This is a genomic window from Streptomyces sp. NPDC091281, from assembly GCF_044757425.1.
Lineage (GTDB): Bacteria > Actinomycetota > Actinomycetes > Streptomycetales > Streptomycetaceae > Streptomyces.
Genome location: NZ_JBIVUY010000001.1, coordinates 23,105 through 42,096 on the forward strand (window position 1 = coordinate 23,105; position 18,992 = coordinate 42,096).

Annotated in this window: 20 protein-coding genes, 1 tRNA gene, 1 pseudogene and 1 riboswitch; of the genes and pseudogenes, 15 read left to right on the forward strand and 7 right to left on the reverse strand. The window is 73.0% G+C overall.

What is annotated here, in order from left to right; genetic code table 11:
• Window positions 1–55: 55 nt before the first annotated feature.
• The 4 genes from ACIQPQ_RS00115 to rdgB all read left to right on the forward strand — a co-directional run bounded on the left by ACIQPQ_RS00115 (window position 56) and on the right by rdgB (window position 2,336).
• Window positions 56–289 carry a glucose PTS transporter subunit EIIB gene (locus ACIQPQ_RS00115; protein WP_401297667.1) on the forward strand — a complete coding sequence of 78 codons (234 nt, stop codon included), beginning with the start codon at window positions 56–58 and terminating at the stop codon, window positions 287–289.
• Window positions 290–396: 107 nt separating this feature from the next.
• Entirely contained in the window at window positions 397–1,134 is a 738-nt protein-coding gene (gene rph / locus ACIQPQ_RS00120) for a ribonuclease PH (RefSeq protein ID WP_383776910.1), read from the forward strand.
• A 138-nt stretch (window positions 1,135–1,272) separates the two neighbouring features.
• Window positions 1,273–1,674 carry a hypothetical protein gene (locus ACIQPQ_RS00125; RefSeq protein ID WP_401297670.1) on the forward strand — a complete coding sequence of 134 codons (402 nt, stop codon included), beginning with the start codon at window positions 1,273–1,275 and terminating at the stop codon, window positions 1,672–1,674.
• Between the two features lie 59 nt (window positions 1,675–1,733).
• Complete coding sequence (rdgB, locus tag ACIQPQ_RS00130) at window positions 1,734–2,336, forward strand: RdgB/HAM1 family non-canonical purine NTP pyrophosphatase (RefSeq protein ID WP_401297673.1); 603 nt, start codon at window positions 1,734–1,736, stop codon at window positions 2,334–2,336.
• A 60-nt stretch (window positions 2,337–2,396) separates the two neighbouring features.
• Here rdgB and ACIQPQ_RS00135 read toward each other — a convergent pair.
• The 3 genes from ACIQPQ_RS00135 to bcp form a co-directional block, all read right to left on the reverse strand.
• Window positions 2,397–2,480 (reverse strand) — tRNA-Leu (locus tag ACIQPQ_RS00135).
• Window positions 2,480–3,505, reverse strand: coding sequence for an HNH endonuclease (locus ACIQPQ_RS00140; protein ID WP_401297676.1), 1,026 nt, complete (start codon window positions 3,503–3,505; stop codon window positions 2,480–2,482). Before ACIQPQ_RS00140 ends, ACIQPQ_RS00135 begins: the two co-directional genes overlap by 1 nt.
• 140 nt (window positions 3,506–3,645) lie before the next feature.
• Window positions 3,646–4,113 (reverse strand): thioredoxin-dependent thiol peroxidase, encoded by a 468-nt coding sequence (gene bcp, locus ACIQPQ_RS00145; protein WP_383776897.1) that lies wholly within the window; start codon window positions 4,111–4,113, stop codon window positions 3,646–3,648.
• A gap of 101 nt (window positions 4,114–4,214) precedes the next feature.
• Here bcp and ACIQPQ_RS00150 point away from each other — a divergent pair, with 101 nt between their 5' ends.
• The 3 genes from ACIQPQ_RS00150 to ACIQPQ_RS00160 all read left to right on the forward strand — a co-directional run bounded on the left by ACIQPQ_RS00150 (window position 4,215) and on the right by ACIQPQ_RS00160 (window position 5,481).
• Window positions 4,215–4,544, forward strand: coding sequence for a DUF3618 domain-containing protein (locus tag ACIQPQ_RS00150; RefSeq protein WP_401297679.1), 330 nt, complete (start codon window positions 4,215–4,217; stop codon window positions 4,542–4,544).
• 99 nt (window positions 4,545–4,643) lie between these two features.
• On the forward strand, window positions 4,644–4,946 hold the full coding sequence (locus ACIQPQ_RS00155) for a GroES family chaperonin (protein ID WP_383776943.1): 303 nt from the start codon (window positions 4,644–4,646) through the stop codon (window positions 4,944–4,946).
• 101 nt (window positions 4,947–5,047) lie between these two features.
• A riboswitch (guanidine-III (ykkC-III) riboswitch) is annotated at window positions 5,048–5,123 on the forward strand.
• A 37-nt stretch (window positions 5,124–5,160) separates the two neighbouring features.
• The gene (locus ACIQPQ_RS00160; protein WP_127179796.1) at window positions 5,161–5,481 is read left to right on the forward strand and encodes a multidrug efflux SMR transporter; all 321 of its coding nucleotides are present in this window, start codon (window positions 5,161–5,163) and stop codon (window positions 5,479–5,481) included.
• Window positions 5,482–5,509: 28 nt separating this feature from the next.
• Here ACIQPQ_RS00160 and ACIQPQ_RS00165 read toward each other — a convergent pair whose 3' ends face one another.
• Complete coding sequence (locus tag ACIQPQ_RS00165) at window positions 5,510–7,918, reverse strand: transglycosylase domain-containing protein (protein ID WP_401297682.1); 2,409 nt, start codon at window positions 7,916–7,918, stop codon at window positions 5,510–5,512.
• 246 nt (window positions 7,919–8,164) lie between these two features.
• Here ACIQPQ_RS00165 and ACIQPQ_RS00170 point away from each other — a divergent pair, with 246 nt between their 5' ends.
• From ACIQPQ_RS00170 to ACIQPQ_RS00185, 4 genes are all read left to right on the forward strand, one after another.
• Window positions 8,165–8,965, forward strand: a complete 801-nt coding sequence (locus tag ACIQPQ_RS00170; protein WP_401297685.1) for an ABC transporter permease — start codon at window positions 8,165–8,167, stop codon at window positions 8,963–8,965.
• 82 nt (window positions 8,966–9,047) lie between these two features.
• Window positions 9,048–9,851 (forward strand): ABC transporter permease, encoded by an 804-nt coding sequence (locus ACIQPQ_RS00175; protein WP_401297687.1) that lies wholly within the window; start codon window positions 9,048–9,050, stop codon window positions 9,849–9,851.
• Window positions 9,852–9,871: 20 nt separating this feature from the next.
• Window positions 9,872–10,987 (forward strand): ATP-binding cassette domain-containing protein, encoded by a 1,116-nt coding sequence (locus tag ACIQPQ_RS00180; RefSeq protein WP_401297690.1) that lies wholly within the window; start codon window positions 9,872–9,874, stop codon window positions 10,985–10,987.
• A gap of 9 nt (window positions 10,988–10,996) precedes the next feature.
• Window positions 10,997–11,713 (forward strand): DUF1707 domain-containing protein, encoded by a 717-nt coding sequence (locus ACIQPQ_RS00185; protein ID WP_401297692.1) that lies wholly within the window; start codon window positions 10,997–10,999, stop codon window positions 11,711–11,713.
• 31 nt (window positions 11,714–11,744) lie between these two features.
• On the opposite strand, the gene ACIQPQ_RS00190 is transcribed toward ACIQPQ_RS00185, so the two are convergent.
• Complete coding sequence (locus ACIQPQ_RS00190) at window positions 11,745–13,094, reverse strand: SGNH/GDSL hydrolase family protein (RefSeq protein ID WP_401297694.1); 1,350 nt, start codon at window positions 13,092–13,094, stop codon at window positions 11,745–11,747.
• 277 nt (window positions 13,095–13,371) lie between these two features.
• Here ACIQPQ_RS00190 and ACIQPQ_RS00195 point away from each other — a divergent pair, with 277 nt between their 5' ends.
• The 3 genes from ACIQPQ_RS00195 (at window position 13,372) to ACIQPQ_RS00205 (ending at window position 16,946) form a co-directional block, all read left to right on the forward strand.
• Window positions 13,372–14,682 carry a DUF445 domain-containing protein gene (locus tag ACIQPQ_RS00195; protein ID WP_401297697.1) on the forward strand — a complete coding sequence of 437 codons (1,311 nt, stop codon included), beginning with the start codon at window positions 13,372–13,374 and terminating at the stop codon, window positions 14,680–14,682.
• A 220-nt stretch (window positions 14,683–14,902) separates the two neighbouring features.
• Window positions 14,903–16,438: an MFS transporter gene (locus ACIQPQ_RS00200; protein ID WP_401297700.1), complete on the forward strand. Its 1,536-nt coding sequence runs from the start codon at window positions 14,903–14,905 to the stop codon at window positions 16,436–16,438.
• Window positions 16,439–16,583: 145 nt separating this feature from the next.
• Complete coding sequence (locus ACIQPQ_RS00205; protein WP_401297703.1) at window positions 16,584–16,946, forward strand: VOC family protein; 363 nt, start codon at window positions 16,584–16,586, stop codon at window positions 16,944–16,946.
• A gap of 187 nt (window positions 16,947–17,133) precedes the next feature.
• On the opposite strand, the gene ACIQPQ_RS00210 is transcribed toward ACIQPQ_RS00205, so the two are convergent.
• Entirely contained in the window at window positions 17,134–17,583 is a 450-nt protein-coding gene (locus ACIQPQ_RS00210) for a hypothetical protein (protein ID WP_401297706.1), read from the reverse strand.
• Window positions 17,584–17,735: 152 nt separating this feature from the next.
• Here ACIQPQ_RS00210 and ACIQPQ_RS00215 point away from each other — a divergent pair.
• Window positions 17,736–18,710 (forward strand): annotated as a pseudogene (locus ACIQPQ_RS00215) (GlxA family transcriptional regulator); the annotation flags it as partial.
• On the opposite strand, the gene ACIQPQ_RS00220 reads toward ACIQPQ_RS00215, so the two are convergent.
• Window positions 18,665–18,991 (reverse strand): hypothetical protein, encoded by a 327-nt coding sequence (locus ACIQPQ_RS00220; protein WP_401297708.1) that lies wholly within the window; start codon window positions 18,989–18,991, stop codon window positions 18,665–18,667. The pseudogene ACIQPQ_RS00215 and the gene ACIQPQ_RS00220 overlap by 46 nt on opposite strands.
• Window position 18,992 lies beyond the last annotated feature (1 nt).

Below are 18,992 nucleotides of genomic sequence, written 5' to 3' on the forward strand. Positions count from 1 at the left end.
TCCTGATCACATCGCGTCAGGGATGCGCGGACCCCAGGAATGCAGGGAGAAGGACATGGCCACCAAGGCTGAGAAGATCGTCGCCGGACTCGGCGGACTCAAGAACATCGAAGAGGTCGAGGGCTGCATCACCCGCCTCCGCACCGAGGTCATCGACGCCTCCAAGGTCGACGACGCCGCCCTCAAGGCCGCCGGAGCCCACGGCGTCGTCAAGATGGGCACCGCCATCCAGGTCGTCATCGGCACCGACGCCGACCCGATCGCCGCCGAGATCGAAGACATGATGTGACCCCCACCCACCCGTCACCCACGACGGCGTGACCCCACGTCACCCGACCGGGGCCCTCTCCCACCTCGGATAGGGCCCCCGCCGTTCCTGCCACTAGGCTCACCCGCATGTCTCGCATCGACGGCCGCACCCCCGAACAGCTCCGCCCCGTCACCATCGAACGCGGCTGGAGCAAGCACGCCGAAGGCTCCGTCCTCGTCTCCTTCGGCGACACCAAAGTCTTCTGCACCGCCTCCGTCACCGAAGGCGTCCCCCGCTGGCGCAAAGGCAGCGGCGAAGGCTGGGTCACCGCCGAATACTCCATGCTCCCCCGCGCCACCAACAGCCGCGGCGACCGCGAATCCGTCCGCGGCAAGATCGGCGGACGCACCCACGAGATCTCCCGCCTCATCGGACGCTCCCTGCGCGCCGTCATCGACTACAAAGCCCTCGGCGAGAACACCATCGTCCTCGACTGCGACGTCCTCCAGGCCGACGGCGGCACCCGCACCGCCGCCATCACCGGCGCCTACGTCGCCCTCGCCGACGCCATCACCTGGGCCCAGGGCCGCAAACTCGTCAAAGCCGGGCGCCAGCCCCTCACCGGCACCGTCAGCGCCGTCTCCGTCGGCATCGTCGACGGCGTCCCCCTCCTCGACCTCCGCTACGAGGAAGACGTCCGCGCCGACACCGACATGAACGTCGTCTGCACCGGCGACGGCCGCTTCGTCGAGGTCCAGGGCACCGCCGAGGCCGAACCCTTCGCCCGCGACGAACTCAACGCCCTCCTCGACCTCGCCGTCACCGGCTGCGCCGATCTCACTGTCCTCCAGCGCACCGCGCTTGATACCGTCCTCGAAAAGTAAAGAGCACGCCAAGAAACGGACGGACGACGGGCAACCCCGCCGTCCGCCCCGGCGTCTCGGTCAACAGGACGGCCCACCACGCGGCCGCCCACCACGGGGGCCTCCCACGGGGCCTGCACCTAGGGGAGGACCACGACCATGTCCCAGACCGCGCGCCGCCACCGCGTCACCCTCGTCGCCGCCACCACGGCCGCCGTCGCCCTCACCCTCGGCCTCACCACCGGCTGCGACGCCGTCAGCAAGGCCCTCGACTGCGTCCAGACCGCCGACTCCATCGCCGACAGCGTCACCGACCTCCAGCAGGCCGTCGAGAACACCGCCAACGACCCCGCCCAGACCCAGGAGTCCCTCAACTCCATCGAGAAGAACCTCGACACCATAGGCGACAAGACCGACAACACCGACGTCAACAAGGCCGTCGAAGACCTCCGCGACGCCGTCACCAACGTCCGCACCGCCGTCCGCGACGGCGACAACACCCCCGACCTCAGCCCCGTCACCGACGCGGCCGGCGAACTCACCAAGGTCTGCACCCCCTGACACCGCCGCCCGGCCCACCAGGGGACCGTGCCGGGGAACCCGACCCGGATACTGGGCACATGAGCCGTCTCATCCTCGCCACCCGCAACACCGGCAAGATCACCGAGCTGAGGTCGATCCTCGCCGACGCAGGACTGCCCCACGACCTCGTCGGCGCGGACGCCTACCCCGACATCCCCGACGTCAAGGAAACCGGCGTCACCTTCGCCGAGAACGCCCTCCTCAAGGCCCACGCCCTCGCCCGGACGACCGGCCTCCCCGCCGTCGCCGACGACTCCGGCCTCTGCGTCGACGTCCTCGGCGGCGCCCCCGGCATCTTCTCCGCCCGCTGGTCCGGCACCCACGGCGACGACGCGGCCAACCTCGCCCTGCTGCTCGCCCAGCTCTCCGACATCGCCGACGGCCACCGCGCGGCCCACTTCGCCTGCGCCGCCGCCCTCGCCCTGCCCGACGGCACCGAGCGCGTCGTCGAGGGCCAGCTCCGCGGCACCCTCCGCCACACCCCGTCCGGCACCGGCGGCTTCGGCTACGACCCGATCCTCCAGCCCGACGGCGACACCCGCACCTGCGCGGAACTGACCCCCGCCGAGAAGAACGCGATCAGCCACCGGGGGAAGGCGTTCCGGGGGCTGGTACCGGTCGTGCGGGAACTGCTGGGCTGAACCGACGGAACCGACGACAACGGCCTGCGAACCATTCCTTCGATTCGCAGGCCGTTCATGTGCGGCGGAAGGGATTCGAACCCTCAAGCCCGATCAAGGGCCACAGATCCTAAGTCTGCTGTGTCGCCATTGCACCACCGCCGCTAGGTGTCTGACATCGTACCGGGCCGCGCCGGTCGGTTTCGCGGGACCTTCTTGCGGCACCAGGTGTCCGTCAGCGCATGGCAGTTGGGGCACAGGTACCGCAGGTTCTCCCGGCGGTTGTCCCGCCAGTCCCCGCTGATGTGGTCGATCTGGAGCGTGATCGGCCGCCCCCGCCAGGTGCCGGGGTTGCCGCACTCCGCGCACGCGTACGGCACGCCGGTCTCGGTGAGCGCGCGGTGCAGCCGTTCCCGGTTGGTCCGTCCCGCCTGCGGGGGCAGGACGACCAGGACGCGCGGGGCGATCGGCGCGGGGCCGGGGCGTTCCGGTGCGGCCCGGGAGCGGCGGGTGAAGTGGCTTGTGTCGAGGCCCAGTCGGGAGACCGCGCGCCGGACCCGCCGGTGGTGGGTGTGGTCGACGGCGAGGCCGAGTCCCCGCAGCACGTCGGCGTAGCTGGTGGCGTCCGGCACCAGTGCGCGCAGCCGGTCCTCGTCGATCGCCGCCCGCCGGTGGGTGAAGTGGCCGACGTCGACGCCCGCGCGCGCCAGCATGCGGCCCAGCGCGGCCCGTGACCTGCCGTCGTCGGGTACACCCAGGGTGCGGGCGACGCCCCGCACGCTGGTCGCCGTGGCCGCCGCGGACCGGAGTTCCTCCGTCGTGAACGGCAGCTCCGGCGCGGCGCGGTCGACGCCCCGGAAGTGGCCGATGGCGATGCCCGCCGCCTCGATCCGGCGCCGGAGGTGGGACAGGGTGCCGGTGGCCGGGGTCGCGCCCAGCTTGAGCGCCACCTCGCGCAGGGAGGCCGACTCCGCGGCGGCCTCGGCGATCGCCGCGTCCGGGTACCGGCGCCACGGGCTGCGCCGTACGAAGTGGCCGGTGTCCAGGCCGAGCCGGGCCACGTGCCGCTGGAGCACCCGCCGCTGCCCGCCGCTCACCCGCAGCCCCAGCGCCCGCATCAGCTCGGCCCAGGTGCGCGCCCGCGCCACCTCCGGCGCGAGCCGTTCCCTGTCGTACCGACCGGCGTCCATCCCGACCCCCTCCGTCTCCGCTCACCAGTTCGCCCTCCGTACGGAGCAACGAACCGGGCGTCCCGAGGTCACCCCCCGAAAGCGGAAGCGGCCCCTCCTGGACCGGAGTCCGGGAGGGGCCGCCCGTGAGGGTGGGGGGCTCAGATGCCGAGGTCCTTGATGATCTTGGCTACGTGGCCGGTGGCGCGGACGTTGTAGAAGGCGTGCTCGACCTTGCCCTCCTCGTCGACGACGACGGTGGAGCGGATGACGCCCTGGTAGGTCTTGCCGTAGTTCTTCTTCTCGCCGAAGGCCCCGTACGCGTCGAGGACCGTCTTCTCGGGGTCGGCCAGCAGGGTGACCTTGAGGGACTCCTTGTCGCGGAACTTCGCCAGCTTGGCGGGCGCGTCGGGGGAGATGCCGAGGACGTCGTACCCGGCGCCGGTCAGCAGGTCGAGGTTGTCGGTGAAGTCGCAGGCCTGCTTGGTGCAGCCGGGCGTGAGGGCCGCCGGGTAGAAGTAGACGATGACCTTGCGTCCCTTGTGGTCCGCAAGGGACACCTCGGTGCCGTCGGCGTCGGGGAGGGTGAAGGCGGGGGCCACGTCGCCGGGCTGGAGTCGCTCGCTCATCGGACCAGCGTAACCGGGGGTCCTGACCGTGCGGGCGCGCGGGGAACTGACAGACTGTCCAGAACACACAGGAATCGTCGGCTCATTTCGGAGGCCCCACCGTGGCGGACACGTCGGACACCAGAACCCCGGCGCAGATCGAGGCGGACATCAGGCGCCGCCGGGAAACGCTGGCCGAGACCCTCGACGAGATCGGCGTGCGGGTGCACCCGAAGACGATCGTCGGGGACGCGAGGGCGAAGGCCGTCGCCCAGGTCGACCACACGGTGGGGAGGGCCTACGTCCAGGTCAACCGTGTCGTGAGCGACGTCCGCGGGCGTTTCGTGGACGAGGACGGCTCGCCGCGGCTGGAGCGGGTGGTGCCGGCGGCGCTCGTGGTGGTGGGGGTCGTGGGGCTGATCGCCCTGGGCGTCCGCCGTCGCGGCCGCTGACCCCGGCGGCGTCCGGGCGCGGCGCGGGCAGGTAGGTTCGTGGGTGTGAGCGGGAAGAGAAGCGAGCACGGCGCGGCCGACGACAAGCTGCCGATCAGGATGCTGCACGACCGGGTGCTGGTCCGCCAGGACGCCAGTGAGGGCGAGCGGCGTTCGGGGGGCGGCATCCTGATTCCGGCGACGGCGGCCGTGGGCCGTCGGCTGGCGTGGGCGGAGGTCGTCGCCGTGGGGCAGAACGTGCGGACGGTGGAGCCGGGTGACCGGGTGCTGTACGACCCGGAGGACCGGGCCGAGGTGGAGGTGCGCGGGGTGGCGTACGTGCTGATGCGCGAGCGGGACCTGCACGCCGTGGCCGCGGACCGGTTCGAGGGGTCGGAGGACTCGACGGGCCTGTACCTGTAGCCCGCCGCCCTGGAGCCCCCTGGCTCTCCCCTCTTGGCGTCCGTACGCCTTCGATTCGTTGGCGGGAAGGGGCTGGTGACCATGGTCACCAGCCCCTTCCGGTGTTTCTTTGCTAGCGTGGAGGGACCCCGACGAGACGCGCCGTACCGGGATGGTCGAAGGCAAAGACGACGCACTCCTGTCCTGAGGAAGTCGTGTCCCGGAGGTGCTCGTCATGGCGTGGGTTCTGCTGGTGGTCGCCGGTCTGCTGGAAGTGGGCTGGTCGATCGGGATGAAGTACACCGACGGTTTCACCCGGCTGGTGCCCAGTCTGTTCACGGGTGCGGGGATCGTCGCGAGCATGCTGCTGCTGTCGTACGCGACGCGCACCCTCCCCATCGGTACCGCCTACGGCGTGTGGGTGGGGATCGGTGCCGCGGGGGCGGCGGTGCTGGGGATGGTGGTGCTGGGGGAGCCCGCGACCGCCGCCCGGATCTTCTTCGTGTGTCTGCTGCTGGTGGCGGTGGTGGGGCTCAAGGCGACCTCCGGTCACTGAGCCCCGCCGCGACCGCCGCGCGGTCGGGTCAGTCGACCGGCCTGCGGGCGGTGAGCTGGGGGATGGTGCCGCCGGGGAGCCCCGGGGTGCCGCCGTCGGTGGTCTCGCCGAGGGCGCCGCCGTCGGTGGTCTCGCCCGCGGCGCCGTCGGTGGTGCCGCCCCCGGTGGTGGGGGTGCCGCCGGTGGTGGTGTCCCCGGTGGTGCCGTCCGTGGTCCCGCCCGTCGTGGGGGTGCCGCCGGTCGTGGCGCCGCCGTCGGTGGTGGTGCCGGTGGTGCCGGTCTGGCCCTGGTCCGTGCCCGGCGCGGGGGTGTCGGTGCCGTCGGCGGGGTCCTCGTCCGCGCGTTCGGTGGCGGACGTGTCGGGCTCGGGCTCGGTCGAGGGGGACGCCGACTCCACGGCGCCCTCCTTGACCTTGAGGTCGAAGTCCCGCACCGGGGTGCCCTTGAGGGCCTTCTTCGTGAACTGGGCCCAGATCTGGGTGGGGATGCCGCCGCCGTTGACGCGGGCGAGGCCGGTCGCGCCGTAGAGGGGCTTCTGGTGGGCGGTGACGGGGTGCTGGCCCATGACGGCGACGACGGTGGCGAGGTCGGGGGTGTAGCCCGCGAACCAGGCGGCCTTGTCCTCCTCGGCGGTGCCGGTCTTGCCCGCGACGGGGCGGCCGACGGAGAGGGCGGCGGTGGCGGTGCCGTTCTGGACGACGGTGCGCAGCACGGAGGTGGTGGTGTCGGCGGCCTCGCGGCTGACGACCTGGGAGGTCTTGCGCGCGGGCAGTTCCAGGACGTCCCGGCCGTCCTTGGTGATCTTCTCGATCATGGTGTACGTGCCGTGGCGGCCGTGGTTGGCGAGGGTGGCGTAGGCCTCGGCCATGTCGAGGACGCTGGCGGTGGCGGTGCCGAGGGCGATCGAGGGGTAGGGCTGGAGGTTGGGGGTGTCGGTGGGCAGGCCGAGTTCGACGGCGGTCTGCTTGACCTTCTCGGGGCCGACGTCGACGGCCATCTGCGCGTAGACGGAGTTGACGGACTTCTCGGTGGCGGCGCGGACGGTGAGGTCGCCGTAGTCGACGTCGTCCTCGTTGGCGGGGGAGTAGCCGTCGCCGACCCAGCCGCGGACCGGGCGCTTGTTGGTGCCGTCGTACATCGTGTTGGGGGTGATGGGGCGGCCGTCCTGGGTCTCCGCGTCGTTCTCGACGGCGGAGGTGAAGACGAACGGCTTGAAGGTGGAGCCGACCTGGAAGTCCCGGCGGGTGGCGTTGTTCGTGTACTGCTTGACGTAGTCGACGCCGCCGTACATGGCGACGACCTTGCCGGTCTTCGGGTCGACGGCGGCGCCGCCCGCGCGGACGTAGCCGTCGACCTTGCGCTTCTTCGGGTCGAGCTTGTCCATGAGCTGGTCCTCGACGGCGTCGACGAACGCGTTCTGCTTCTTCTTCTGGAGGGTGGTGGTGATGCGGTAGCCGCCGCTGTCGAGTTCCTTCTCGTCGGCGATCTTGTTCTCGGCGAGGTAGTCCTTGATGGCGCGGACGATGTAGCCGCGCTGGCCGGACATGCCGGTGTCGGCGCCGCTGGTCTCGCGGGGGGTGGGGAACTTCAGTCCGGCGCGCTCGGACTCCTTGAGCCAGCCCTGGGAGACCATGCCGTCGAGGACGTAGTTCCAGCGGGCCTCGGCGGCGCGCCGGTTCTGCGGGTGGGCGATGACGTCGTACTCGCTGGGGGCGTTGAGGAGGGCGGCGAGGTAGGCGCCCTGGGCGGCGGTGAGTTCGGTGGCGTCGACGCCGTAGTAGGCCTGGGCGGCGGCCTCCATGCCGTAGGCGTTGCGGCCGAAGTAGCTGGTGTTGAGGTAGCCCTCCAGGATGTGGGCCTTGGTCTCGGAGCGGTCCAGCTTGATGGAGATGAAGAACTCCTTCACCTTGCGGGTGACGGTCTGCTCCTGGGCGAGGTAGTAGTTCTTCACGTACTGCTGGGTGATGGTGGAGCCGGACTGCTTGCCCTTGCCGGTGGCGGTGTTCCAGCCGGCCCGGAGCATCGCCTTGGGGTCGATGGCGGACTCGGTGTAGAAGTCGCGGTCCTCGGCGGCGAGGACGGCGTGCTGGGCGTCCCGGGAGATCTTGTCGAGGGTGACGTTCTCGCGGTTGACGGAGCCGTCGCGGGCGATCTCGCTGCCGTCGGCGTAGAGGTAGACGTTGCTCTGCTTGGTGGCGAGGGCGTTGGCGGGCGGGATCTTCACCATGGAGTAGGCGACGAGGAAGAGGCCGACGAGGAGCAGTCCGCCGAGGACGAGGCCGCCGAGGACCATGCGCCAGGTGGGCAGCAGGCGGCGCCAGCCGGTGCGCCTGGGCCGCTTGGCCTTCTTGCCCTCGGTGCCGTCTGCGGGTGCGGCGGCCCCGGGACCGCCGGTGTCGCGGCTCGCGGTCGGCTGCTGCTGCGGATCGTCACTCATGTGCTGCTCGGACTCCTGTTTCGCCTCGTACGTTCCCGTACGTCTCGTACGCGTTCTGCGCCCCTTGTTGAAGACTCTCGCACCAAGCGTTCCGTTCCCGGCAATCGGCACGCGTTGCGCCGGGGCGCGGGCGGGGGGAAAACGCGTGGCGGGCGGGGTGGGCGGCCGACTAGGCTCCTGCGCTTCGCCTCCGGACGGGATCGCCGTGCGGGCGGTTTCGGTCAGGTGCGAGGGAGGGCGGGTGCCGTGGGCTCGGTGCGGTTGTACGCGGCCGTCGCGGCGGGTGGTTTCCGACGGTACGCGACGTATCGGGTGGCGACGGCGGCGGGGGTGTTCACCAACACGGTGTTCGGGCTGATCCTGGTGGCCACGTACATGGCGCTGTGGGACGAGCGGCCGGGGCTCGGCGGGTACGACCAGGCGCAGGCGGTGACGTACGTGTGGCTGGGGCAGGCGCTGTTCGCGGCGCTGGCGCTGCAAGGGGGCGGGTTCGAGGCGGAGTTGATGGAACGCATCCGTACGGGCGCGGTGGCGGTCGATCTGTACCGGCCGGTGGATCTCCAGCTGTGGTGGCTGGCGACGGACGTGGGGCGGTCGTTGTTCCAGCTGCTGGGGCGGGGTGTGGTGCCGTTCGTGTTCGGGGCGCTGGTCTTCCCGGCGGCGGTGCCGTCGGACCCGGCGGTGTGGGTGCGGTTCGCGGGGGCGCTGGTGCTGGCGATGGTGGTGAGTTTCGCGATCCGCTATCTGGTCGCGCTGTCGGGGTTCTGGCTGCTGGACGGGGCGGGGGCGCTCCAGATGCTGATGGTGGCGGGCATGTTCTGCACGGGCATGGCGCTGCCGCTGAACGCGTTCCCGGAGCCGCTGGGGGAGATCGTGCGGGCGCTGCCGTGGTCGGCGCTGCTGCAGATGCCGGCGGACGTCCTGATGGGGGAGGCGGGTGCCGGGGGGACGTACCTCTTCCAGGCGGGGTGGGCGGTCGTGCTGTTGACGGCGGGGCGGCTGATGCAGGCGGCGGCGACACGGCGGGTGGTGGTGCAGGGTGGCTGAGGCGCGGACGGCGGCGGCCGTGACGGGGCGTGCGGGGCCGGGGGGTCCGGTGGGGCCGCGGGGCCCGGTCGGGTACGGGCGGGTGCGGGAGGGGCTGCGGGTCTACGGGCTGATCGCGGCGATGTGGGTGCGCTCGACGACGGCGTATCCGCTGTCGTTCGTGATGTCGCTGGTCAGCGGGTTGCTGCTGACGGGGCTGGACTTCGTGGCGATCCTGCTGATGTTCTCGCGGGTCGACGCGCTCGGCGGGTACGCGCTGCCCGAGGTGGCGCTGCTGTACGGGCTGGCGGCGACGGCGTTCGGGGTCGCGGATCTGGTGCTGGGGTCGGCGGGACGGCTGGGGGCGCGGGTGCGGGACGGGTCGCTGGACACGCTGCTGCTGCGTCCGGCGCCGGTGCTGGCGCAGGCGGCGGCGGACCGGTTCGCGCTGCGCCGGCTGTCGCGGATCACGCAGGGGCTGCTGGTGCTGGGGTGGGCGCTGGTGGCGGTGGACGTGGAGTGGACGGCGGCGAAGGTGCTGCTGGTGCCGGTGACGGTGGTGTCGGGGTCGGTGATCTTCGGGGCGCTGCTGGTGGCGGGGGCGGCGTTCCAGTTCGTGACGCAGGACGCGGCGGAGGTGCAGTCGGCGTTCACCTACGGCGGTCAGACGATGCTCCAGTACCCGCCGACGGTGTTCGGGCGGGAGCTGGTGCGCGGGGTGACGTTCGTGCTGCCGCTGGCCTTCGTCAACTGGGTGCCCGCCGCCTATGTGCTGGGGCGGCCGTATCCGCTGGGGCTGCCGGAGTGGACGGCGTTCGCGCCGCCGCTGGTGGCGGCCCTGTGCTGTGTCCCGGCGGGGCTGGCGTGGCGGGCGGGGCTCAGGTCGTACCGGAGTACGGGCAGTTGAGAGAGGAGTTGACGGATTCCGTGGACGGTGAGGACGGTGCGGGCGGCCGGGCGGTGGAGGGTTTCATCGAGGTCGACGGCGTCGAGAAGGTCTTCGACGTACGGCGGCGGGCCGGGCTGCTGAAGTGGGAGCGGCGGCAGGTGCGCGCGGTGGACGGGCTGTCGTTCCGGGTGGCGCGCGGCGAGATGGTCGGCTACATCGGGCCGAACGGCGCCGGGAAGTCGACGACGATCAAGATGCTGACCGGCATCCTCACGCCGAGCGGCGGCCGGTTGCGGGTGGCGGGCATCGACCCGGCGCGGGAGCGGACGCGGCTGGCGCACCGGATCGGGGTGGTGTTCGGGCAGCGCACGACGCTCTGGTGGGACCTGCCGCTGATCGACTCCTACCGGCTGGCGTACCGCATGTACCGCGTCCCCGAAGCCCGTTACCGGGAGAACCTCGACCGGCTGGTCGAACTCCTCGACCTGGGCGCGCTGTTGGACGTGCCGGTGCGGCAGCTGTCGCTGGGGCAGCGGATGCGCGGTGACATCGCGGCGGCCCTGCTGCACGATCCGGAGATCCTCTACCTGGACGAGCCGACGATCGGCCTCGACGTCGTCTCCAAGGCGCGGGTGCGGGAGTTCCTGGGCGAGCTGAACGCCGAGCGCGGCACGACGGTGCTGCTCACCACGCACGACCTCCAGGACATCGAGCGGCTCTGCTCGCGGGTGATGGTGATCGACCACGGCCGCATGATGTACGACGGATCCCTCACGGGGCTGCACGAGCGGGGCGCGGGCGAGCGGACGCTGGTGGTGGACCTGGAGCGGGAGCTGCCGCCGGTCGAGGTGGGCGGCGCGGCGCGGGTGGTGCGGGTGGAGGGGCCCCGGCAGTGGCTGGCGTTCCCGGCGTCGGAGTCGGCGGCGCCGCTGGTGGCGCGGATCGCGGCGGGATATCCGCTGGTGGACCTGTCGGTGCGGGAGCCGGACATCGAGACGGTGATCGGGCGGATGCTGCACGCGGGTGCGGGTGCGGGTGCGGGTGCGGGGGTGGCCGGGCGGGACGGGCCGGACGGGGAGGGGGACTCCGGTGGTCCGGCGGCTGCGGCGTCCCCGGCCGTGGAGACCGTGGTCCCCGGGGCGGGGAATACGTAGGCTGATCGCATGACCGATGACGCGGTTCCGGACCTCCGTGCCTCCGACGCCGACCGTGAGCGGGTCGCCGAGGTGCTGCGGGACGCACTGGCCGAGGGCCGGCTCGACATGTCCGAGTTCGAGGAGCGCCTCGACGCGGCCTACCGGGCGCGCACGTACGGCGAGTTGACGCCGCTGACCCGGGACCTGCCCGCCACCGGGGCGGTGCCGCCGCCGGTGGTGTCGCTGCGCAAGGAGCCGGTGGGCGACGGGCGTTGGGCGGACCGGATCGTGGGCGGCGAGGGCTCGTCGGAGTGGGCCGTCGCGGTCCTCGGCGGGTTCCAGCGCAAGGGCCGCTGGACGGCGCCCCGGCGCTTCCACGGCTTCGCCTGCATGGGCGGCGGCGAGATCGACCTGCGGGAGGCGAACTTCGCCCACGACGAGGTCGTCATCACCTGCGTGGCCGTCATGGGCGGCGTCAACATCATCGTCCCGCCCGGCGTCGAGGTCGTGGTGCGCGGCGTCGGCATCATGGGCGGCTTCGACCACCGCGAGCAGGGCGTCCCGGCCGAGCCCGGCGCGCCCCGCGTCGTCGTCACCGGCTTCGCCTTCTGGGGCGGGGTGGGCGTGGAGCGCAAGCTCACCCGCGAGGAGCGCCGCCGCGTGAAGCTGGAGCGGCGCGAGGCCCGGCGCGGCCTGAAGGCCGACCGGGGGTCGGACCGCCGCGAACTGCCCGACGGCCGCTGACCCGCTGACCCGCGTCCCTGGGGGGGGGGTGTCAGAGCGCGGCCGGTGCCGTCCCCCGCAGCTGCTTCCACTCGATGAGGCCCGCCATCGCCCGGTAGCCCTTGTCGCTGGGGTGGAGGTGGTCGCCGGAGTCGTAGTCGGAGCGCAGGCGGCGCGGGTCGTAGGGGTCGTGCAGGGCGCGGTCGACGTCGACGACCTCGTCGAAGACCGAGCCGGAGCGGATCGCCTCGTTGATCTCCCGCCGGACCCGCTCACGGGCGTCGGTGTAGCCGCGGTGGCCCCGGAACGGCAGCAGGGTGGTGCCGACGGCCTTCACGCCGCGCGCGTGCGCGTCCCGTACGAGGGTGCGCAGCCCGTCGAGGATCGCGTCGGGGTCGGCGAGGCGCGGGTTGCGCAGGATGTCGTTGACGCCGAGGTCGATGACGACGGCCCGGACGTTCGGGCGGCTCAGCGCGTCCCGGTCGAACCGCTTGAGGCCGCTGACGTTCTCGGCGGGACGGCCGCGCCCGTCGGCAAGGACCTGGTTGCCGCTGATCCCGGCGTTGACGACGCCGTACCGCGGCGCCCCGCCGCCCCCGGAGCCGTCGGCGGCGCGCAGCCGGTCGGCGAGGACGTCGGGCCAGCGCCGGTCGGCGTTCTCGGTGGCCGTGACGCCGTCGGTGATGGAGTCGCCGAAGGCGACGACGGTGCCCTCGGCGCGGTCGCTGAGCACGTCCAGGCCGGTGAGGTGGCGCCAGGAGGTGAGGCGGCCCGTGTAGGCGTCGCCGGTGGGGTCGGCGGTGTGCTCGCCCAGGGCGTTGTAGCTGGTCTGGCGGGCGTGCCGGTGCACGGTGACCGGTCCGGCGGAGTCGGGGGTGTACATGCTGACGAGGACGTCGGCGTCGGCCGGGACGGCGAGCCGGACGGCGTCGCTGACGATCTGCTCGCCGGGCGGCACGACGGCGGTGGTCCGCCCGCCGAAGGCGAGGCGGCGCAGGGAGCCGGGCAGGACGGCGGCGCTGTCGTCGGCGGCGGCCACGGCGAGCGTCGCCGCGGTCACCGTGAGCGGGCGGGTGCCGTACAGGTTGGACAGGGTGATGCGGGCGGCGGTGCCGCCGACGCTGGTGTGGACGACGTTACGGACGGTGTGCCCGGCGGTGCCGGAGGTCTCGGTGCCCGGTTCGGTGCCGCTCGGCGCGGTCCCCCAGGTGCCGACCCACACCCCGGCGGAGGCGGGCGCGGCGGCGTGCGGGCCGACGCCGTTCGCGGCGAGCGCGGCGGCGCCCGGTCCGCCGCTTCCGGCGTCGGCGCCCGCGTCGACACCGACGTAGATCGCGGCCGAGACAGCCACGATCACGGTCGTGATCGCGGACAGCAGGGCATAACCGTGAGGCCTGGTCATGCGGGTGTGGTTCTCCTCGTACGAGGGAGCGGACGCTCCGACGGTGATGCGGCGGACGGCCCGGCGGCGAGGCGGCGGACGGTCCGACGGTCATGCAGGAGATCGCCGTTGAACTCCCCCGTATGAGTGACGCCGGGAACTCCTGTTTCGTTCCAGGAGTCGGACAGGTGGGGACAATGTCCGCGGGGCCGGGAGGGCACGCGGACGCCAGGGGTACGGGGACGGTCACAAGGACCGGACCGGGTGGAGCGGGGAACGGGTGGAACGGGTGGAGCGGATGGACCGATCGGAAGTGCGGCCGAAGGCGCCGGCCGCGCCGCGCGCGATGGGCGTGTTCAGCGCGGCCGACGAGGAGCGCCGGCGCGGCGTGGTGCGGATGAAGCTGACGGCGACCGGGCTGCTGCTCTTCGTCGCCCTCGTCTACGTCCTGGCGGAGGTGGCCGCGCACCACGGCGCGGGCGCCTGGGCGGGTTATGTGGCGGCGGCGGCCGAGGCGGGCATGGTCGGCGCGCTGGCCGACTGGTTCGCGGTGACCGCCCTGTTCCGGCACCCGCTGGGTCTGCCGATCCCGCACACGGCGATCATCCCGAAGAAGAAGGACCAGCTCGGTGTCTCCCTGGGCGAGTTCGTCGGGGAGAACTTCCTCTCCGAGGACGTCGTCCGGCAGCGGCTGCGCGCCGTCGGCATCGGCAGCCGCCTCGGCGCGTGGCTCGCCGAGCCGGAGCACGCCGACCGGGTCACGGCCGAGCTGGCGACGGCACTGCGCGGCGCGCTGACCGTGCTGCGCGACTCCGACGTGCAGGCGGTGGTCGGCGAGGCCATCACCCGGCGGGCGAACGCGCAGGAGATCGCGCCCGGCATAGGGAAGATGCTGGAGCGGATCGTCGCCGACGGCGGCCACCGGCGGGCCGTGGACCTGGTGGTGGCGCGGGCCCACGACTGGCTGGAGCTGCACGCGGACTCGGTGATGGACGCCGTGCAGGGCGGCGCGCCGGGCTGGACCCCGCGGTTCGTGGACCGCAAGGTCGGCGAGCGGGTCTACAAGGAGCTGCTGCGGTTCTGCGCGGAGATGCGGGACATGCCGTCCCACCCGGCGCGCGGCGCCCTCGACCGTTTCCTGCGGGACTTCGCCGCCGACCTCCAGTCGGACACCGAGACCCGGGCGCGCGTGGAGCGGCTCAAGGGCGAGGTGCTGGGCCGCGGCGAGGTGCAGGACCTGATCGCGTCGGCGTGGACGGCGGTCCGCTCGATGATCGTCTCGGCGGCCGAGGACGAGCGCAGCGAGCTGCGGCTGCGCGTGCGGGCCGCGCTGCTGTCGCTGGGCTCGCGGATGGCGACCGAGCCGAAGGTGCAGGCCAAGGTCGACGGCTGGGTCGAGGGCGCGGCGGTGCACGTCGTGACGACCTACCGCGGCGAGATCACCTCGCTGATCACGGACACCGTCGCGGGCTGGGACGCCGAACACACCACCCGCAAGATCGAGGCGAACATCGGCCGCGACCTCCAGTTCATCCGCATCAACGGCACGGTGGTGGGCTCCCTGGCGGGCCTGGTCATCTACACGGTGGCGCGGGCGCTGGGGGCGTAGGAGAGCGGAGGAGCACGGGAGCGGAGGGGCTTGGAGGCTGAGGGGCTGAGGGGCGCGGCCGGGCGCGGCCGGGCGCGGCCGGGGCGGCGCCCCGCGGCGCGCCACCGGGCGGAACTCCGGGGCCGACCGGGCGGTCTCCGGGGGGTCCGCGGGCGTGGTGGGCGTACCGGCCGGGGCAGCGGGAACACGGTGGTCGTTCCGCTCGTCGAGGAGGGAGCCCATGGCCACCGCCGCCCAGGCCGAGTCAGGCCGCACCATCACCACCGACATCCCCGCGCGCCTCGACCGGCTGCCCTGGTCGCGCTGGCACTGGACGATCGTCATCGGTCTCGGCACCGTGTGGATCCTCGACGGACTGGAAGTCACCGTCGTCGGCAACATCGCGGGCCGCCTCTCGGAGCCCGACAGCGGGCTGCCCATCACGTCCGGGCAGGTCACCGGTATCGCGGCGGCCCTCTATGTGGCCGGTGCCTGTATCGGCGCCCTGTTCTGGGGGCGGCTGACCGACCGCTGGGGCCGCAAGAAGCTCTTCATGATCACCCTGGCGGTGTACCTCGCGGCGACCGCGCTCACCGCGATCTCCTTCGAGACCTGGTGGTTCCTGCTGTTCCGGTTCCTCACCGGCTTCGGCATCGGCGGGGAGTACGCGGCGATCAACTCCGCGATCGACGAGCTGATCCCGGCGCAGTACCGGGGCCGCGTCGACCTGATGATCAACGGCAGTTTCTGGCTGGGCGCGGTCGGCGGGTCGCTGCTGTCGGTGGTCGCGCTGAACACCGACCTGTTCGCGGCGAACGTGGGCTGGCGGCTGACGTTCGCGCTCGGCGCCGTCCTCGCCCTGGTCATCCTCCTCGTACGGCGGCACGTCCCGGAGAGTCCCCGGTGGCTGCTGATCCACGGGCGGGAGCGGGAGGCGGAGGAGATCGTCTCCGCGATCGAGAAGGAGATCGAGGCCGAGCAGGGCGTGAACACGCTCCCGAGGGCCGAGGGCGAGCTGACCATCCACCAGCGCAAGAGCGTCACCTTCCTGGAGATCGCCCGCACCGTCTTCTCCGACTACCGCCGCCGCGCGGTCCTCGGCTTCTCCCTCTTCATCGGCCAGGCCTTCCTCTACAACGCGATCACCTTCGGCTTCGGCGCCATCCTCACCACCTTCTACGACGTGCCGAGCGGCAACACCGGCTACTACTTCGCGGTGATCGCCGTCGGCAACTTCGTCGGCCCGCTGCTGCTGGGCAAGCTCTTCGACACCGTCGGCCGCCGCGTCATGATCTCGGGCACCTATCTGCTCTCGGGCGTCCTGCTGTTCGGCACGGCGTGGCTGTTCGACCGGGGCTCGCTGAGCGCGACGACCCTCACGGCCTGCTGGTGCGCGGTGCTGTTCTTCGCCTCGGCGGGCGCCTCCAGCGCCTACCTGACGGTCTCCGAGATCTTCCCGATGGAGACCCGCGCCATGTCCATCGCCTTCTTCTACGCCCTCGGCACCGCCGCCGGCGGCATCAGCGGCCCGCTGCTGTTCTCCTCGCTGACGGAGACCGGCGTGGTCGGCGACACGGTGCTGGCGTTCCAGATCGGCGCGGGCCTGATGTGCGCGGCCGGACTGGTCGCGGCCTTCCTCGCCGTCAACGCGGAGCGCCGCTCCCTGGAGGACATCGCCCAGCCCCTGTCGGCGGTGGCCGCGAAGGCGGCGTCGGCGGTGAAGCCGGGCGACGGGCCGGGCGCCGGCGGCGGCACGGGTCAGCCGACGCGGGCGTGAACCGCGCCCGACGGGGCGTGAACTGTGCCCAGCGGGGCGGCGCCCCCGGCGGGGCAGGAGGGTCGGTGACGGGCCCCGGCGTGCCAGCCTGGTCGCGGACCGGCGCGTCGACCGGCGCGCGCACCGACCCGCCCAGGAGGCGTTCGTGACCGTACGCAGGATCGTGCCCGACTTCCAGGTCGCCTCGGCGGCGGAGATGGACGCCCACCGCGCGTTCTACGGCCTGCTCGGGCTGGAGCAGGTCATGCACCAGGGCTGGGTCATGACCCTCGCCTCGCCCGCCCAGCCCGCCGCCCAGATCAGCTTCCTCACCGAGGAGCGCACCGCGCCCGTCGTCCCCGACCTCAGCATCGAGGTCGAGGACGTAGACGCGGCCTGGGCGGCGGTGCGGGCCTCCGGCGCCGAGGTGGTCCGTGCCCTGCGCGACGAGGAGTGGGGCGTACGCCGCTTCTTCGTCCGGGACCCGGACGGCCGGGTCGTCAACGTCCTGGGGCACCGGCGGGACTGACACCTGCGGGACTGACATCGGCGGGACTGACATCGGCACGACGGACACCTGCGGGACTGACACCGGCGTGACAGACACCAGCGGGAGCAACACCGGCGCGGCTGACCACGCGAGCCGGACCCGCGCCCCCGGCCGCTCCGGTGGGCTCCGCCCCCGTCGGCCTGATCGGTGGGTCCGCTCCGGCCGCTCAGGCGCCCGTCGTCGACCCCGGTCGTACGATCATCAGCACGGTCACCGTGGCCCACAGCAGGTTGAAGATCCCGGTGACCATGCCGAGCCGTACGGTCGCCTCGGCGGAGCCGCCGCCCTCGGTGAAGGCCTCCTGGCGGGGCAGGACCAGCACGATGAGCAGCACGGCCGCCGCCAGCGTCAGCAGCACCGACACGATCAGCCAGGTGTCGCCCAGCACCCCCATCGCCCCGGCCGTGAGGAACCCGAACACGGGGACGGCGATCCCGACGCCCGCGTACACCCGGCAGATCCGGTGCAGCAGCCGTACGTGCTCGGCGGCCCGTACGTCCTCGGGCGCGGCCAGGGCGCGGCGGGCGGCGGGCGGGAACATGCTGGCGGCGACGGTGACGGGACCGACGGCGACGATGGCGGCCAAGACGTGGACGGCGAGCAGGAACTTGGTCACACGGCGACGCTAGCCGCGCCCGCCGCACCGCCAGAAGTGGCAGAAGTGCCACACCCCGACGGATTCTCGCCAGCAACCACCACCTGCCATGTGACAGGTACGGCCCGGTGGGCGGGGTTGGCGGGAATCCGTCGCAGGCCTACGCTCTCGTCATGCACACCGTCGCCGTACTCGCCCTGGACGGGGTCATCCCCTTCGACCTCGCCGCCCCGATCGACGCCTTCGGCTGGGCCCGGCTGCCCGACGGGCGGGCGGCCTACCGGGTGCGGGTCTGCTCCCCGTCGCCGTCCGGCGAGGTCAGCGCGGGCGCGGGGGCGTTCACCGTGCGGGCGCCGTACGGCCTCGACGCGCTCGCGGAGGCCGACACGATCATCCTGCCCGGCGTCGCGGACCCGCCCGAGACGCTCCCCGAGGACGTGACGCGGGCCCTGCGCGAGGCCGCCGCGCACGGCACCCGGATCGCGTCGATCTGCGTCGGCGCGTTCCTGTTCGCCGCCACCGGCCTGCTGGACGGCCTGCGCGCCACCACCCACTGGCGCGCGGCCCGCGACCTCGCCGACCGCCACCCCCGCGTCACGGTCGACCCGAACGTCCTCTACGTCGACAACGGCCAGTTCCTCACCTCGGCGGGCGCCGCCGCCGCCCTCGACATGTGCCTGCACATGATCCGCTCCGACCACGGCTCGGCGGTCGCCGCGCAGGCCGCCCGGATGTCCGTCATGCCCCTCGAACGCGAGGGCGGCCAGGCCCAGTTCATCGTGCACGACCAGCCGCCCGCCCCCGCCGGGGCCGCCCTGGAGCCGCTGCTGCGCTGGATGGAGGAGCACTGCGGCCGCGACCTCACCCTCGACGAGATCGCCGCCCACGCCGGGATGAGCACCCGCACCCTCAACCGCCGCTTCCGCGACCAGGCGGGCACCACCCCGCTCCAGTGGCTGCACCGGGCGCGGGTCCGGCGGGCCCAGTACCTCCTGGAGACCACCGCCCACCCCGTCGAACGGATCGCCGCCCAGACCGGGTTCGGCTCCCCGACGGCGTTCCGGGACCGCTTCCGCAAGGTCGTCGGCACCAGCCCGCAGGGCTACCGGCGCGCGTTCCGGTCCGCGACCGCCCAGGACAGCGCGGCGACCGCGCCCGCCACCCCGAACACCGACGGCCACGCGCCGACCTTCTTGGCCAGCGGATGGGACCCCGCGAACGCGGCGACGTAGGCGACACCGAGCGCGCCCGCGACCGGACCGCCCGCCTGCCGCCGCCACCGCTGCGCCGCGGCGGCCCCCGCGGCGGCCAGCACGACCCCGCCGAGCTGCCGCTTCCGCGTCCACCGGGCCACGCCGTACCCGCCGACCAGCCCACCGGCGGCGATCACCGCACTGGGCACCCGCGCCGCGCTGGGGAGCTTCACCATG

Bases quoted from the DNA above. Each gene is read 5' to 3' on its own strand.
- ACIQPQ_RS00140 (WP_401297676.1), bottom strand. From the start codon at position 3,505: ATGGACGCCGGTCGGTACGACAGGGAACGGCTCGCGCCGGAGGTGGCG.
- ACIQPQ_RS00190 (WP_401297694.1), bottom strand. From the start codon at position 13,094: ATGACCAGGCCTCACGGTTATGCCCTGCTGTCCGCGATCACGACCGTG.
- ACIQPQ_RS00195 (WP_401297697.1), top strand. From the start codon at position 13,372: ATGGACCGATCGGAAGTGCGGCCGAAGGCGCCGGCCGCGCCGCGCGCG.
- ACIQPQ_RS00200 (WP_401297700.1), top strand. From the start codon at position 14,903: ATGGCCACCGCCGCCCAGGCCGAGTCAGGCCGCACCATCACCACCGAC.
- ACIQPQ_RS00185 (WP_401297692.1), top strand. From the start codon at position 10,997: ATGACCGATGACGCGGTTCCGGACCTCCGTGCCTCCGACGCCGACCGT.
- rph (WP_383776910.1), top strand. From the start codon at position 397: ATGTCTCGCATCGACGGCCGCACCCCCGAACAGCTCCGCCCCGTCACC.
- rdgB (WP_401297673.1), top strand. From the start codon at position 1,734: ATGAGCCGTCTCATCCTCGCCACCCGCAACACCGGCAAGATCACCGAG.
- ACIQPQ_RS00160 (WP_127179796.1), top strand. From the start codon at position 5,161: ATGGCGTGGGTTCTGCTGGTGGTCGCCGGTCTGCTGGAAGTGGGCTGG.
- bcp (WP_383776897.1), bottom strand. From the start codon at position 4,113: ATGAGCGAGCGACTCCAGCCCGGCGACGTGGCCCCCGCCTTCACCCTC.
- ACIQPQ_RS00220 (WP_401297708.1), bottom strand. From the start codon at position 18,991: ATGGTGAAGCTCCCCAGCGCGGCGCGGGTGCCCAGTGCGGTGATCGCC.
- ACIQPQ_RS00115 (WP_401297667.1), top strand. From the start codon at position 56: ATGGCCACCAAGGCTGAGAAGATCGTCGCCGGACTCGGCGGACTCAAG.
- ACIQPQ_RS00155 (WP_383776943.1), top strand. From the start codon at position 4,644: ATGCTGCACGACCGGGTGCTGGTCCGCCAGGACGCCAGTGAGGGCGAG.
- ACIQPQ_RS00125 (WP_401297670.1), top strand. From the start codon at position 1,273: ATGTCCCAGACCGCGCGCCGCCACCGCGTCACCCTCGTCGCCGCCACC.
- ACIQPQ_RS00165 (WP_401297682.1), bottom strand. From the start codon at position 7,918: ATGAGTGACGATCCGCAGCAGCAGCCGACCGCGAGCCGCGACACCGGC.